Genomic DNA, 13,562 nt, shown 5'->3' with positions numbered 1-13,562 from the left:
AGCGTGACCTGCATGAACCTCACGTTCCGGCAGGTGCACCGCTGGCTCTCCGTCGTCTTCACGCTCTCGATCGTCGTCACGGCGGTCGCGCTCGCGCAGGAGGCGCCCCCGGTCTGGGTGGCCTACCTGCCGCTGTTCCCGCTCGCGCTCCTCCTGCTGACGGGCCTGTACCTGTTCGCGCTCCCGTACACCGCACGACGCCGCAGGGCCGCCCGCGGGCGGTGACGTCACCGCCCGCGGATGAGACGTTCGGGTCGACGGCACCGCCACGTGCTGTGGACCCCGCGCCGTCCGATTAACCTCGTCGGCGATGAGTGAGAAGGTGGAGCCGGGCGTCGTGGTCGAGCAGGACGCCGAGGACTACGGGCATGCGCGCACGCTGGACGTCGACCACGACTGGTACAAACGCGCGGTCTTCTACGAGGTGCTGGTCCGCGCGTTCCAGGACTCGAACCGCGACGGCACCGGCGACCTGCGCGGGCTGACGTCCAAGCTGGACTACCTCCAGTGGCTGGGCGTCGACTGCCTGTGGCTGCCGCCGTTCTACGACTCCCCCCTGCGCGACGGCGGCTACGACATCCGCGACTTCCGGCAGGTGCTGCCCGAGTTCGGCACCGTCGAGGACTTCGTCTACCTGCTCGACGAGGCGCACAAGCGCGGCATCCGCGTCATCACCGACCTGGTCATGAACCACACCTCCGACCAGCACCCCTGGTTCGAGGAGTCGCGCCGCAACCCCGACGGGCCCTACGGCGACTACTACATGTGGGAGGACGACGACTCGCGCTACCCCGAGGCGCGGATCATCTTCGTCGACACCGAGCAGTCCAACTGGACCTACGACCCGGTGCGCGGCCAGTTCTACTGGCACCGCTTCTTCTCCCACCAGCCCGACCTCAACTACGACAACCCCGAGGTCCAGGACGCGATGCTCGACGTCCTGCGCTTCTGGCTGGACATCGGCATCGACGGATTCCGCCTCGACGCGGTGCCCTACCTCTACGCCCGCGACGGCACGAACTGCGAGAACCTCCCCGAGACCCACCAGTTCCTCAAGCGCGCCCGCAAGGTGATGGAGGACGAGTACCCCGGCCGGGTGATGCTCGCCGAGGCCAACCAGTGGCCGTCGGACGTGGTGGAGTACTTCGGCGACCCGGAGGTCGGCGGCGACGAGTGCCACATGGCGTTCCACTTCCCGCTGATGCCGCGCATCTTCATGGCGGTGCGGCGGGAGAACCGCTTCCCGATCTCGGAGATCCTGGCCCAGACGCCCGCGATCCCGGACAACGCGCAGTGGGGCATCTTCCTCCGCAACCACGACGAGCTCACGCTCGAGATGGTCACCGACGAGGAACGCGACTACATGTACGCGGAGTACGCCAAGGACCCGCGGATGAAGGCCAACATCGGGATCCGCCGCCGCCTGGCGCCGCTGCTCGACAACGACCGCAACCAGCTCGAGCTGTTCACGGCGCTGCTGATGTCGCTGCCCGGCTCCCCCGTCCTGTACTACGGCGACGAGATCGGGATGGGCGACAACATCTGGCTCGGCGACCGCGACGCCGTGCGCAGCCCGATGCAGTGGAGCCCCGACCGCAACGCCGGGTTCTCCATGTCCGACCCGGGCCGGCTGTACCTGCCGGTGATCATGGACCCGCTGTACGGCTACCAGGCCGTCAACGTCGAGGCGCAGCTCAACTCCTCGACGTCGCTGCTGCACTGGACGCGGCACATGATCGAGGTCCGCAAGCGCCACCAGGCGTTCGGCCTCGGCGAGTACCACGAGCTGGGCGGCACGAACCCGACCGTCCTGGCCTACGTCCGCAGCTGTGGCGACGACGTCGTGCTCTGCGTCAACAACATGTCGCGCTTCCCCCAGCCCGTCGAGCTCGACCTCTCGGCCTGGGTGGGCTGCGCCCCGCACGAGCTCACCGGTGGCGTGCCGTTCCCGAAGATCGGCGACCTCCCCTACCTGCTGACCCTCCCGGGGCACGGCTTCTACTGGTTCTCGATCACCCCGGCGGAGGAATCTGCGTGAACGAACTCCCCGACCTGCTCACCACCTGGCTCCCCCAGCAGCGCTGGTTCGCCGCGAAGGGCCGCCCCGTCGGCTCGGTCGAGATCGCGGCCCGGACGCCCCTGATGACCGACGGGGAGCCGCTGGTCGACCACCTGCTGCTCGCCGTGTCCTTCACCGACGGCTCGCCGGTGCAGCACTACCAGCTGTGGCTCGGTCGTCGCGAGCACCCGCGCGCCGACCTGGAGCACGTCGTCATCGGTCACCTCGACGGCGCGCTGGCCTACGACGCGCTGTGGGACGCCGAGGTCACCGCCTGGCTCATCGAGACGCTGCGCGCGGGCGCCACCATCGGCGACGTCGTGTTCGTGCCCGAGCCCGGCGCGGAGATCGCCCAGGGGGTGCCCGGCCGCGTGCTGGGCATCGAGCAGTCCAACACCTCGGTGTCGTGGGGCGAGCGGTCGATCCTCAAGGTCTTCCGCCGGGTCGTCCCCGGCCTCAACCCCGACCTGGAGCTGCACCGGGCGCTGCGCTCGGTCGACTCGAACGAGGTCGCGGCCCTGCAGGGCGCGATCGAGGGCACCCTCGACGGCGCCCCCGCCACGCTCGGGATGCTGCAGGACTTCGCGGCCAACTCCGCCGACGGCTGGTCGATGGCGCTGGCCAGCGTCCGCGACCTGCTCGCCGAGGGCGACCTGCGCGCCGACGAGGTGGGCGGCGACTTCGCCGCGGAGGCCTCGCGGCTGGGCGAGACGATCGGCGTGGTCCACGACGAGCTGCGCCGCGCGCTGGGCACCGGGGAGCGCGACGCCCGCGAGATCGCCGCGGTGTGGCACCAGCGCCTGGCCGTCACCACGGCGGAGGTGCCGGCGCTCGCGCCGCACGTCGACGCCATCCGGGCCACCTACGACGCCGTCGCCGGGCTGGGGGCGCCGCTGCCCGCGCAGCGCGTCCACGGCGACCTGCACCTGGGCCAGACCCTGCGCACGCCCTACGGCTGGCTGGTCATCGACTTCGAGGGCGAGCCCGCCGCGCCGCTGGAGGAGCGGGTGCGGCCCGACTCGTTCCTGCGCGACGTCGCCGGGATGCTGCGCTCGTTCGACTACGCCGCGTTCCACCAGATCCTGCAGTGGGAGCCGGGCACGTTCGCCGACCCCGACCACGACTCGCAGCTGGTCTGGCGCGCCAACGAGTGGGCCGAGCGCAACCGCGGCGCCTTCTGCGACGGCTACACGTTGCGCGCCGGCACCGACCCCCGCGACCAGCGCATGCTGCTGCGGGCGTTCGAGCTCGACAAGGCCGTCTACGAGCTGCTCTACGAGACCCGCAGCCGCCCGGCCTGGGCCCCGATCCCGCTGGCCTCCATCGCCCGGCTCACGTCCGAGGAGACGGTGCGCTGACGGGCGTACGCTGCGCGCCGTGACCCCGGACGCGATCGGCGCGCTGCTCGCCCGGCGGCCCGGCGTCCTCCTCGCGGTGTTGCACGGGTCGCGGGCGCGCGGTGACGGCGGTCCGGCGTCCGACTGGGACATCGGCGTGGTCACCGACGGCGACGTCGACCTCGCCGCCCTCACCGCGGACCTCACGTCCGCGCTGGGCACCGACGCGGTGGACGTCGTCGACCTCGGCCGTGCGAGCGCGCTCCTGCGCTACCGCGCCGCGAGGGACGGGGTGGCGCTCCTGGAGCGCACGCCCGACGCCTTCCTGGAGTTCCGGATCGAGGCCACCCGGTTCTGGTGCGATGCGGGTCCGGTGATCCGCGCGGCGCAGGAGCGCGTGCTGGCGGATCTCGGATGACGGGGATCGGCCGATGACCGGGATCGACCGCGAGCTCCTCGCGGAACGCGCGGCCTCCGTGGGTCGCCACCTCGACCGGGTCGCCGCACATCTGCCCGCCGACCCGGACGGGCTGGGCCCGCTCAGCGCGGCCACCGACACGGTCGTGCTCCACCTGTGGCAGGCCGTGCAGGTGACGATCGACCTCGCCGTCTCCTCGTGCGTCCGACTCGGACTCGGCAGCCCGCCGACGTACGGCGACGCGGTCCGCACTCTGGCCGCCGCCGGGGTGGTCGACGGGGAGCTGGCCGACCGGCTCGCGCGGGCCGCAGGGTTCCGGAACCTCGTCGTGCACGCCAACGCGGACCTGGACCTGCGCCGGGTGCACGCGATCGCCTCGGACGGCCCCGCCGACCTGCGCGCCTTCCTGGCCGCGCTGCGCGACCGCGCCGCCGGCTGAGGGCCGCCGGAGCCGTCCCGCTCACCCGCACGGCCGAACACCGACCCCGATGCGGGTGACGCGGCCGGGTCGGTGCCGCCTGGGTCGGCGTTCCGGGTGCCGGGGCCATAGGGTGCGCGGGTGGATCGCGAGGAGAACCGAACCCAGACGATCAACCCGATGATCGACGCCTGCCCGCCCGACCCGGCCACCGTCGACCGGGTCCTCGGCGGCGCCCACCACGACCCGCACTCCGTGCTGGGTGCCCACCCGCACGCCGACGGCACGGTGGTGCGCGTCCTGCGCCCGCACGCCGACGAGGTGCACGTGGTGCGCGCGGGCGGCGAGGGCCATCCGCTGGTCAAGGTGCACGACGCGGGGCTGTTCTCCGCCGTCGTGCCCGGCCCGCCCGCGGACTACCGCCTCGCGGTGCGCTACGGCGACCGCGTCGACATCGTGGACGATCCCTACCGCTGGCTGCCCACCCTGGGCGAGATGGACCTGCACCTCATCGGTGAGGGCAGGCACGAGCGCCTGTGGGACGTCCTCGGCGCCCACGTGCGCACCTACGAGACGCCCGCGGGCACCGTCACCGGCACGAGCTTCGCCGTGTGGGCGCCGGCCGCGCAGGGCGTGCGCGTCACCGGCGACTTCGACGGCTGGGCCGGGTGGGCGCACCCGATGCGCGTGCTCGGCTCGTCGGGCGTGTGGGAGCTGTTCGTGCCCGGCGTCGAGCCCGCCACCCGGTACAAGTTCCGGGTGCTGGGCCGCGACGGCCGCTGGCGCGACAAGGCCGACCCGATGGCGTTCCGCACGGAGGTCCCGCCGGCCACGGCGTCGGTCATCGACGTCGACACCCACGAGTGGGGCGACGCCGAGTGGCTGACGGCGCGCGCGCAGAAGCAGGCGCACGCCGAGCCGATGAGCGTCTACGAGGTGCACCTCGGCTCGTGGCGCCAGGGGCTGTCCTACCGCGAGGCCGCGGAGCAGCTCGTCGCCCACCTCGACGAGACCGGTTTCACGCACGTCGAGCTGCTGCCGGTGGCCGAGCACCCGTTCGGCGGGTCGTGGGGCTACCAGGTCACGTCGTACTACGCGCCGACCTCGCGCTTCGGCACGCCCGACGACTTCCGCTGGTTCGTCGACCACCTGCACCAGCACGGCTACGGCGTCATCGTCGACTGGGTGCCCGCGCATTTCCCGCGCGACGAGTGGGCGCTGGCGAAGTTCGACGGCGCCGCGCTCTACGAGCACGCCGACCCGCGCCGCGGCGAGCAGCCCGACTGGGGCACGCTCGTGTTCGACTTCGGGCGCAAGGAGGTGCGCAACTTCCTCGTCGCCAACGCGCTGTACTGGCTGGAGTCGTTCCACATCGACGGGCTGCGCGTCGACGCCGTCGCCTCGATGCTCTACCTCGACTACTCCCGCAAGGACGGGCAGTGGCTGCCCAACATCTACGGCGGGCGCGAGAACCTCGACGCCGTGGCGTTCCTGCAGGAGATGAACGCGACGGTCTACCGCGAGCACCCCGGCGTCGTCACGATCGCCGAGGAGTCGACGGCGTGGCCGGGCGTCACGCGGCCCACCCACCTCGGAGGGCTCGGCTTCGGGTTCAAGTGGAACATGGGCTGGATGCACGACACGCTCGACTACACCGGCCGCGACCCGGTGTACCGCGGCTACCACCACAACCAGATGACGTTCTCGCTGATGTACGCGTTCAGCGAGAACTACGTCCTGCCGATCAGCCACGACGAGGTCGTGCACGGCAAGGGCTCGCTCTGGGAGCGGATGCCCGGCGACGCGTGGAACAAGTCGGCCAACATCCGGGCCCTGCTCGCCTTCATGTGGGCGCACCCGGGCAAGCAGTTGCTGTTCCAGGGCCTGGAGTTCGGCCAGGAGCGGGAGTGGTCGGAGTCGCGCTCGCTCGACTGGGAGCTGCTCGAGGACCCGCTGCACAGCGGGATCAAGACGATGGTCGGCGACCTCAACCGCGCCTACCGCTCCCACTCCGCGCTGTGGACGAAGGACGTCTCCCCCGAGGGCTTCTCGTGGATCGACGCCAACGACACGGCGGGCAACGTCTTCAGCTTCCTGCGCCACGGCGTCGACGCCGACGGCAAGCCCACGGTGCTCGCGTGCGTCGCCAACTTCTCCGGCGGCGCCCGTGAGGGCTACCGCGTCGGCCTGCCGTTCGCCGGCCGGTGGCGCGAGGTCCTCAACACCGACGCCGAGCAGTACGGCGGGTCCGGGGTGGGCAACCTCGGGGCCGTCGAGGCCGACGAGATGGTGTGGCACGGGCGCCCCGCGTCCGCGGTGCTGCGGCTGCCCCCGTCGGGGGTGCTGTGGCTGGCACCCGAGCCGTTCGAGGGGGCCGTGCGGCGGTCGCGGATCGCGGCGGCGCCGGCGGAGCCGGTGGCGGAGGAGGCCGTTCCTGCTCCGGCCGTCGCTCCGGTCGTCGAGGCCCCGCCCGCCGACGCTCCGCTCGCCGACGAGGCCGTCTCGGCTCCGGTGGCGGACGAGGTGACCGACGAGGTGGTCGCGGCCGACGGTGTCGTGGAGGCGCCCGGGGACGTGGTCGCCGAGCCGGTCGTCGCCGAGCCCGTCATCGCCGAGCCCGTCATCGCCGAGCCCGTCGTCACCGAGCCGGTCGTCACCGAGCCCGTCGTCACCGAGCCCGTCATCGCCGAGCCCGTCATCGCCGAGCCCGTCATCGCCGAGCCGGCTCCGGCCGTGGAGCCGGGGCCCGTCGCCGACGACCCCGCCACCGGTCCGGTCCTGGACGGCGCGCCGGCCGCGCCCGTCACCGACGACGTCCCGGTGCAGGCCCCGGTGACGCCCGACGACCCGCCGGTGCCGGCCGTCGCGCAGACGCGCGTCGACCGGGCGGTGGTCGTCGAGCCCGTCGTCGAGCCCGTCGTCGAGCCCGTCGTCGAGGAGGCCGAGCCCGTCGACGAGGACGTCGCGGCGCCGACCGGCCGGCACGCGCTGGCTCAGCCGGCGGGTGCACCCGCTGCGGCCGACTCGGGCGCGTCTCCCGCGGCCGAGCCGACCGGGGACCGGCGCAACGGGGCGGCTCCGAGCAGCGCCAGCCAGTAGGCCACGAGGACCGCGCAGTACAGCGACCGGCCCAGGTCCGATCCGAGCTCCGCGATCGGACCCGGGTCGGTCGGCCAGATCGCGTTCCAGGAGACCGGGACGACCGCCACCGCGAGCAGCGCCGCCGCGAGGGCGCCCCGGCCCAGCGAGATCAGCACGAGCATGCCGGGCACGAGCAGCAGCAGGTAGTTGTGCCAGGCGATCGGGGAGAGCAGGAGCCCGGCCGCGACCACCGCCCACGGGGCGGTGCCGGCCGGGTCGACGCGGTCGCGGTGGCGTCCCAGCCACCCGAGCGTCCCGACGAGCACGGCCAGCCCGGCGACGAGGCCGAGCACCGTCGGCACGCCGAAGCGCATGGCGAGCCCGGGGAACGAGGCGTTGTCGACGGTGTCCGGGACGCCCTCGCTCAGCGCGATCCGCAGCCACTCGAGCGCGCTCGACGGGCCCGCGACCAGCACGCCGACCAGCGTCGCGACCGCCGCGGAGGCCAACCCGGCCCGCAGCGGCACCCACCGGCGCTGCACCGCGGGCAGCAGCAGGAGAGGTGCGAGCGAGGGCTTCAGCGCGACCGCCAGGCCGTAGCAGACCGCGGCGAGCACCGGGTGGCCGCGGCGCTCGGCGATCCAGCCCGCCACCAGCGCGACCAGCAGCAGCGGGTAGATCTGGCCGAGCACCAGCGTGCCGTGCAGCGGCGACGACACCAGCACCGCGACCACGACGGCCGCCGTCGTCCCGGCGCCCAGGCGCAGCTCCCGCGCCACCGCCAGCACCGCGACCACCACGAGCACGGCCGTCAGGACCAGGAAGATCCGGTAGGCGGTGAGGGCGTCGAGCCCGGCGAACGGCACGAGCAGCACCGTGAGCAGCGGCGGGTTGAGGTTGGTGAGCTTCGCGGGCGTCTCGTAGATGTCGGCGCCCTGGGTGAGCGCGACGGCGGAGTGCCAGAAGGTGTCGAAGTCGACGTGCAGGTCGCGCATGTCGGGCAGCGGCAGGAGCGTCACCAGTGCGTCGGGGTACCGGACGTGCAGCACCACCGCCGTCACCAGCGACGCGAGCACCACCACCGCCGCCAGCACGGTCGTCGGCGCGGAGCGGGTGGTGCGCGGGTGGGACACGGGGATCGACGCTATCCGACGGGGTGGACCGGCTCCCGTGGCGGGCCGGTCCGGGGGAGGATGGATGCGTGCGTGCCGTACTCGTCCTGCTGCTGGCGCTGGTGCTCGTCGGGTGCACGCAGGCCGTGCCCGGGCGCGGGGTGGCCGCGGACCTCCGTCCGCCCGAGCCGGCCGTGGTCCCGGCCGTCGCCGATGCCGACGCCGCGGCCGCCGCGGTGACCGCCGCGGTCGAGGACTTCTGGCGCACCGAGTTCCCCGCGTCCTTCGGGCAGCCGTGGGAGGACATCCGCACGCTGCTGCCCGCCTCCCCCGGCGACGGCACCCCGCCGTGCGTGCAGGACCTGTCCGAGGTCGCCGACCAGGCCTACTACTGCCCCGCCGCCGACGCCGTGGTGTGGGACGCCGCGGGGCTGGTCCCGGACCTGTTCGCGCAGTTCGGGCACGTCGGGGTCGTCGTCGTCCTCGCGCACGAGATCGGGCACGCGGTGGAGACCCGGCTGGGCCTCGACGAGGCGCAGGCCCGCGACCCGGGCGCCTACCCGACGATCCTGCTGGAGGCGATGGCCGACTGCTACACCGGCGTCGTCGTGCGCCAGTTCGCCGACGTCCCGGTGCCCGGCCTGCCGATCGGCACCGCCGAGCGCGACGCCGCGCTGCGCACGCTGGTCGGCTTCCGCGACCCGCTCGGCGTCGCGGCGGGCGACGAGGGCGCGCACGGCAACGCGTTCGACCGCGTCTCGGCCTTCCGGGCGGGCTACGACGACGGGGCGACGCGCTGCGCGGGGATGACCGTGCCGGAGCGCGGGTTCACGCAGGTGCGCTTCGGGTCGGCGGCCGACCAGGCCCGCGCGGGCGACCTGCCGCTGCGCGACCTGCTGGCCGCGATCGGCGTCGACGCCCGCGAGTGGGCCACCGAGCTGGCCGGGGTGGCGGGGTGGACCGCGCCGCCGCTCACCACCGGCGCCTGCCCGGAGGCCGCGGCGCAGGGGCCGGCGCGGCTGTGCCCGGCGGCCGACCCGCTGGCCGAGAGCGCGGTCGACGTCGACGTGCCCGCGCTGGCCCCGCTGCACACCGGGCTCGGCGACTTCGCCGGCGCCACGCTGGTGACCGGCCGCTACGGCCTGGCCGCGCTGCGGGCGGCGGGCACGCCCGTGGAGGGGGCCGCGGCCGGTCACGCCGCGGTCTGCCTGTCGGGGGCCTACGCGGGGCAGCTGCTGGTGGCGCCGGTCGACTTCCGGCTCTCCCCCGGCGACCTCGACGAGGCCGTGCAGGTCCTGCTCGCCGACGACTGGGCCGCGCGCGACGCGGCCGGCCGGGCCGACCCCGCCGAGCACGGGTACGAGCGCGTCGCCCGCTACGAGGACGGGCTGCGCGGCGGGCCGGCCGTCTGCTGACGCCGGCCCGGCCGCCCGGTCAGCCGCAGGAGCGGCGCAGGATCAGAACAGGACGCGCGCGAGCGCCCGGCGGGCCGCGGTGACCCGGGCGTCGTCGGCCGGGAACAGCTCGAACAGCCCGACGAGGTGCTCGCGCACCCGGTCGCGGTCGTCGCCGAAGACCCGGCCCGCGGTGGCCACGAGCCGCGCGAAGGCGGCCTCGACCCCGTCGCCGGCGATCTCGGCGTCGGCCGCGGCGAGCTGCGCGTCGACGTCGTCGGGAGCGGCGTCGGCCTTCGTGACCGCGTCCGGGTCGACCGCCTCGGCGCGGGCCAGGAACCGCACCTGCGCGAGCGCGGCGACGGCCTGCTCGTTGGCCGGCTCCACGTTGAGGATGTCCTGGTAGGCGGCCTCGGCGGCGGCGTAGTCGCCCTGCTCGAGGGCGTCCTCGGCCGCGGTGAAGCGCGGGTCCTCCGGCTCCTCCTCGGGCTCGGGCGCACCACCGGCGGCGGCCTCGGCCGCCGCGATGGCCGGCATCCGCTCGCGCAGGGCGTCGAGCAGGGAGGCGATCCACTGCCGGACCTGCGGCTCGGGCTGGGCGCCGTTGAACGCGTCGACCGGCTGCCCGCCGACGACGGCGACCACCATCGGGATCGACTGCGCGCCGAAAGCCTGCGCGATCCGCGGGTTGGCGTCGACGTCGACCTTCGCGAGGATCCAGGACCCGTTGCCCGCGGCCGCGAGGCGCTCGAGCACCGGCGAGAGCTGCTTGCACGGCCCGCACCACTCGGCCCACAGGTCGACGACGACCGGCACCTCCATCGAGCGCTCGAGGACGTCGGCCTGGAACGTGGCCTCGGAGACGTCGACGACGAACCCGGAGGGCGGGGCACCACCCGACGGGGCGCCACCGGGCGGGGGGCCGGCGGGGGCGGGACGGTTGGCGGCGTCGGAGCGGGCCTTCAGCGCGGAGAGATCGACCGCACCGGACATCGCGGAGGACAGCGCAGCCGTCTGGGCCGCCCGACGGGGATCAGGTCGTGACACGGCACCATCCTGGCACGTGGAGAGCGGTGACGACGCCCGGGTCGGCCCGGGCGCCCGCCCCGCCCCCTCACCCCGCGTCCCTCACCCCGCCTCCGGCAGCAGGCGCAGCCCCATGGGGTTGTCGGGGCTGAAGACGCCACCCGCGGGGAGCGTCGCGACGACCGGAGTCGTCAGTGCGACCAGCCGCTCGGCGGCCTCGTCGCCGACCGCCGCCCACGGGACGTCGGCCAGGGCGTCGGTGTACGCCTCGACCTCGGCGCGCAGCACGCTGCCCTCCTCGGTGAGGGCCCCGGAGTCCTCGGTGATCCCGCGCGCGGTCAGCCGCGCCACCGCCGCGTCCCACTCCTGCTCCGACCAGCCCCGCCGCGCGCGCAGCGCCGCCGGGTCGAGGCCCACGTCGGCGGCGAAGACGACCAGCGCCTCCACCGGGTCGAGCCCGGCCGTCAGCAGCGCGGCCACGTGGCCGTCGCCGCGGTGCTCGCGCAGCACGGTCTGCGCGTGCCACAGCACCAGGTGCGGCCGGTCGGGCCACGGCAGCGCGGCGTTGGCCGCGGCCAGCGCGCGCCCCGCCGTGGGGGCGGCGAGCGCGGCGTCGCGGGCGATGGCGGCGGCCTCGGCCACCTCCGGGGAGCCGAGCACCTCCGCCCCGACGACCCGGTGCAGCGCCGCGTCGACGGCGTCGAGCCGCGCGGCCAGGTACCGCTCGGGCGGGGCCACCGCCCAGACGGCGGGCACCGCGCGGGCGACGTGCGCCGGGTGGAAGTTGTAGAACAGCGCGGTGACGACCTCGGGCGGCGCCGCGCCCAGCGGGGCGGCCCGCAGCCCGAAGTAGCTCATCCAGTAGCCCTTCGTGCCCAGCGCGTCGCACCTCTCCTTCGACTCCGGGGCGAAGTAGGTGACGGCGTGGATCGGCTCCACGGCCCGCCACATCCGCCGCGCCCGGTGTTCGTGCTGCTCAACCACGTCGTCCTCCTCGTTCCGGTACCGCACCACCCGGTCGGTGTCACCCGACCCGGGCCCTACACGTGACTCTGCGTGACTGATCATCGTGCCGAACCCGCCGTGTCGATCACCGGACCGGCGGAGCACCACGACCGGCGGGCAGTCGTTGAGGATGTGTGAGTGACGCGCGCGTCGCTCTCCGTAGAACTTCTCGGCCGCCCCGCGCGGCCCCCACACGGAGGACCTGCCATGAGCACGGACAAGACCGTCGCCGACCGCCTGCTCGAGGACGCCCGCGCCAAGACCGCGCGCGAGGAGAGCCCGACCCTGGGCAAGATCGCCCTGATCGTGGGCGTGCTGGCCGTGCTCGTCAGCCCGATCTCCATCCTCGGCTGGGTGTTCGGCGCGGCCGCCCTGGGCCTCGGCGTGGCCGCCGTGCGCCGCCCGGCCGCGGCGCAGCAGGCCAAGATCGCCATGGTGCTCGGCGTCGCCGCCATCCTCGTGGGCGTCTTCTTCTTCACGCTCAACGTCGCCCAGGGCTGACCCGCACCACCGTCACCGCCGACCCCCCGCGCCCGCGTGCGCCGGGGGTCCTCGGCGTCGGCGCCCCTCATCCGGCCCGGCCGACGACCCCGGCCAGCAGGTCGGCCAGCTCCGCGGGACGCGTGAGCATCGGGAAGTGGCCGCCGGCGAGCTCGACGACCTCCGCCCCGGGCACGACGCCGCCGGTGCGGGACCACTGCGGGTCGACCACACGGTCGGCCGCGCAGACCACCTGCACGGTGCGCACGGCGGGCCACTCCGCGAGCGGCGTGACCTCCCGGGTGAGCGTCCAGTCCTGCGGCCGGACCGCGGCCACCGCCGCGGCGACGGCGGCCGGCCCGTCCTGCGTCCCGGTGCCCGCGAGCTCCTCCGCCACCCCGGCGTAGAGGTTCGCGGCCGCCGCGTCCGGCGGCCACGACGTCGTGCCGTCGTCGCCGCGGACCTGCCCCCGCCCGAACCCGGCCGCCATGATCCCCGGCTCGGCGCGCGTCCGGTCGGCCCACGACGATCCGGGGAGCGGCACGAGCGCGGCCACCAGGACGAGTGCGGCCACCCGGTCGGGACCGAGCCGCTGCGCCGCCACCGGGACGGTGAGCCCGCCCAGCGAGTGCCCGACGAGGACCACGCGGCCCTGAGGGCCCGCCGCGGCCAGCACGGCCTCGACGTACTCGTCGGTCGTGGCACCCGGCCGGTCGCTCGGCAGGTCGACCGCGACCACGTCGTGGCCCCGCCCGGCCAGCAGCTCGGCCACCGGCGCCCAGCAGGAGCCGTCGTGCCACGCCCCGTGCACCAGGACGACCCGCGGACTCACGCCGAGGCCTCCGGCGATCCGTCGCCGCTGCCGGCGGAGCCGCCCGCTCCCCCCAGCGCCTCCTCGACGCGCTCCACCTTGGCCCGGAGCTGGCCGCTGTCGAACCCGGGCCGGATGTCGGCCTTGAGCACGAGGCTGACGCGCGGGGCGCGGGCCTGCACGGCCTCGACCGCGGCCTTGACCACGGCCATCCCCTCGTCCCAGGTGGCGGACTCGATCGTGGTGAACATGGACGTGGTCTCGTGCGGCAGCCCGGAGGCGCGGACGACGCGGACGGCCTCGGCGACGACGTCACCGACGCTGTCGGAGCCGCCGCCCGCTGGGGCGATGCTGAAGGCGAAGAGCATGGTCGACAGCGTGCCCCAGCGCGGCGGCCGAGCGCGAGGCCCGGGACGGCGAC

The 13,562-nt window shown here is 74.8% G+C and carries 12 protein-coding genes and 1 pseudogene; 8 read left to right on the top strand and 5 right to left on the bottom strand.

All coding sequences use genetic code 11. From position 1 onward, the window contains the following. Nucleotides 1-12 precede the first annotated feature (12 nt). From HOP40_RS14715 to glgB, 6 genes and pseudogenes are all read left to right on the top strand, one after another. Entirely contained in the window at nucleotides 13-225 is a 213-nt protein-coding gene (locus HOP40_RS14715; protein ID WP_172158860.1) for a hypothetical protein, read from the top strand. 85 nt (nucleotides 226-310) lie between these two features. Further along, the gene (gene treS / locus HOP40_RS14710; protein WP_172158858.1) at nucleotides 311-2,038 is read left to right on the top strand and encodes a maltose alpha-D-glucosyltransferase; all 1,728 of its coding nucleotides are present in this window, start codon (nucleotides 311-313) and stop codon (nucleotides 2,036-2,038) included. Then, a complete protein-coding gene (locus HOP40_RS14705) occupies nucleotides 2,035-3,417 on the top strand; it encodes a maltokinase N-terminal cap-like domain-containing protein (RefSeq protein ID WP_240157676.1) in 1,383 nt (460 codons plus the stop codon). The genes treS and HOP40_RS14705 overlap by 4 nt, the downstream gene beginning before the upstream one ends. 19 nt (nucleotides 3,418-3,436) lie before the next feature. Beyond that, nucleotides 3,437-3,814 (top strand): type VII toxin-antitoxin system MntA family adenylyltransferase antitoxin, encoded by a 378-nt coding sequence (gene mntA / locus HOP40_RS14700; protein WP_172158855.1) that lies wholly within the window; start codon nucleotides 3,437-3,439, stop codon nucleotides 3,812-3,814. Between the two features lie 13 nt (nucleotides 3,815-3,827). Beyond that, the gene (gene hepT / locus HOP40_RS14695; protein WP_172158852.1) at nucleotides 3,828-4,253 is read left to right on the top strand and encodes a type VII toxin-antitoxin system HepT family RNase toxin; all 426 of its coding nucleotides are present in this window, start codon (nucleotides 3,828-3,830) and stop codon (nucleotides 4,251-4,253) included. Nucleotides 4,254-4,412: 159 nt separating this feature from the next. Further along, nucleotides 4,413-6,593 (top strand): annotated as a pseudogene (gene glgB / locus HOP40_RS14690) (1,4-alpha-glucan branching protein GlgB); the annotation flags it as partial. A gap of 632 nt (nucleotides 6,594-7,225) precedes the next feature. Here glgB and HOP40_RS14685 read toward each other — a convergent pair. Further along, nucleotides 7,226-8,446 carry a glycosyltransferase family 87 protein gene (locus HOP40_RS14685; protein ID WP_172158849.1) on the bottom strand — a complete coding sequence of 407 codons (1,221 nt, stop codon included), beginning with the start codon at nucleotides 8,444-8,446 and terminating at the stop codon, nucleotides 7,226-7,228. A gap of 68 nt (nucleotides 8,447-8,514) precedes the next feature. Here HOP40_RS14685 and HOP40_RS14680 point away from each other — a divergent pair, with 68 nt between their 5' ends. Then, entirely contained in the window at nucleotides 8,515-9,840 is a 1,326-nt protein-coding gene (locus tag HOP40_RS14680; RefSeq protein ID WP_172158847.1) for a neutral zinc metallopeptidase, read from the top strand. 42 nt (nucleotides 9,841-9,882) lie between these two features. On the opposite strand, the gene HOP40_RS14675 is transcribed toward HOP40_RS14680, so the two are convergent. Together HOP40_RS14675 and HOP40_RS14670 are read right to left on the bottom strand one after the other, a co-directional pair. Next, a complete protein-coding gene (locus HOP40_RS14675) occupies nucleotides 9,883-10,812 on the bottom strand; it encodes a tetratricopeptide repeat protein (protein ID WP_172168360.1) in 930 nt (309 codons plus the stop codon). A gap of 135 nt (nucleotides 10,813-10,947) precedes the next feature. Continuing rightward, nucleotides 10,948-11,829 (bottom strand): SCO6745 family protein, encoded by an 882-nt coding sequence (locus HOP40_RS14670; RefSeq protein ID WP_240157675.1) that lies wholly within the window; start codon nucleotides 11,827-11,829, stop codon nucleotides 10,948-10,950. 228 nt (nucleotides 11,830-12,057) lie between these two features. Here HOP40_RS14670 and HOP40_RS14665 point away from each other — a divergent pair, with 228 nt between their 5' ends. Then, entirely contained in the window at nucleotides 12,058-12,351 is a 294-nt protein-coding gene (locus HOP40_RS14665; protein WP_172158846.1) for a hypothetical protein, read from the top strand. 67 nt (nucleotides 12,352-12,418) lie between these two features. Here HOP40_RS14665 and HOP40_RS14660 read toward each other — a convergent pair whose 3' ends face one another. After that, nucleotides 12,419-13,162 (bottom strand): alpha/beta fold hydrolase, encoded by a 744-nt coding sequence (locus HOP40_RS14660; RefSeq protein ID WP_172158845.1) that lies wholly within the window; start codon nucleotides 13,160-13,162, stop codon nucleotides 12,419-12,421. Continuing rightward, complete coding sequence (locus tag HOP40_RS14655; RefSeq protein ID WP_172158844.1) at nucleotides 13,159-13,509, bottom strand: thiamine-binding protein; 351 nt, start codon at nucleotides 13,507-13,509, stop codon at nucleotides 13,159-13,161. Before HOP40_RS14655 ends, HOP40_RS14660 begins: the two co-directional genes overlap by 4 nt. Between the last annotated feature and the right edge of the window lie 53 nt (nucleotides 13,510-13,562).

This window comes from Pseudonocardia broussonetiae, from assembly GCF_013155125.1.
In the GTDB taxonomy this organism is placed as follows: domain Bacteria; phylum Actinomycetota; class Actinomycetes; order Mycobacteriales; family Pseudonocardiaceae; genus Pseudonocardia; species Pseudonocardia broussonetiae.
The sequence above is the reverse complement of the archived record's forward strand: the minus strand, read 5'-3'. Positions and strand labels throughout refer to the sequence as shown.

Bases quoted from the DNA above. Each gene is read 5' to 3' on its own strand.
- HOP40_RS14715 (WP_172158860.1), top strand. From the start codon at position 13: ATGAACCTCACGTTCCGGCAGGTGCACCGCTGGCTCTCCGTCGTCTTC.
- HOP40_RS14665 (WP_172158846.1), top strand. From the start codon at position 12,058: ATGAGCACGGACAAGACCGTCGCCGACCGCCTGCTCGAGGACGCCCGC.
- hepT (WP_172158852.1), top strand. From the start codon at position 3,828: ATGACCGGGATCGACCGCGAGCTCCTCGCGGAACGCGCGGCCTCCGTG.
- HOP40_RS14675 (WP_172168360.1), bottom strand. From the start codon at position 10,812: ATGTCCGGTGCGGTCGATCTCTCCGCGCTGAAGGCCCGCTCCGACGCC.
- HOP40_RS14655 (WP_172158844.1), bottom strand. From the start codon at position 13,509: ATGCTCTTCGCCTTCAGCATCGCCCCAGCGGGCGGCGGCTCCGACAGC.
- treS (WP_172158858.1), top strand. From the start codon at position 311: ATGAGTGAGAAGGTGGAGCCGGGCGTCGTGGTCGAGCAGGACGCCGAG.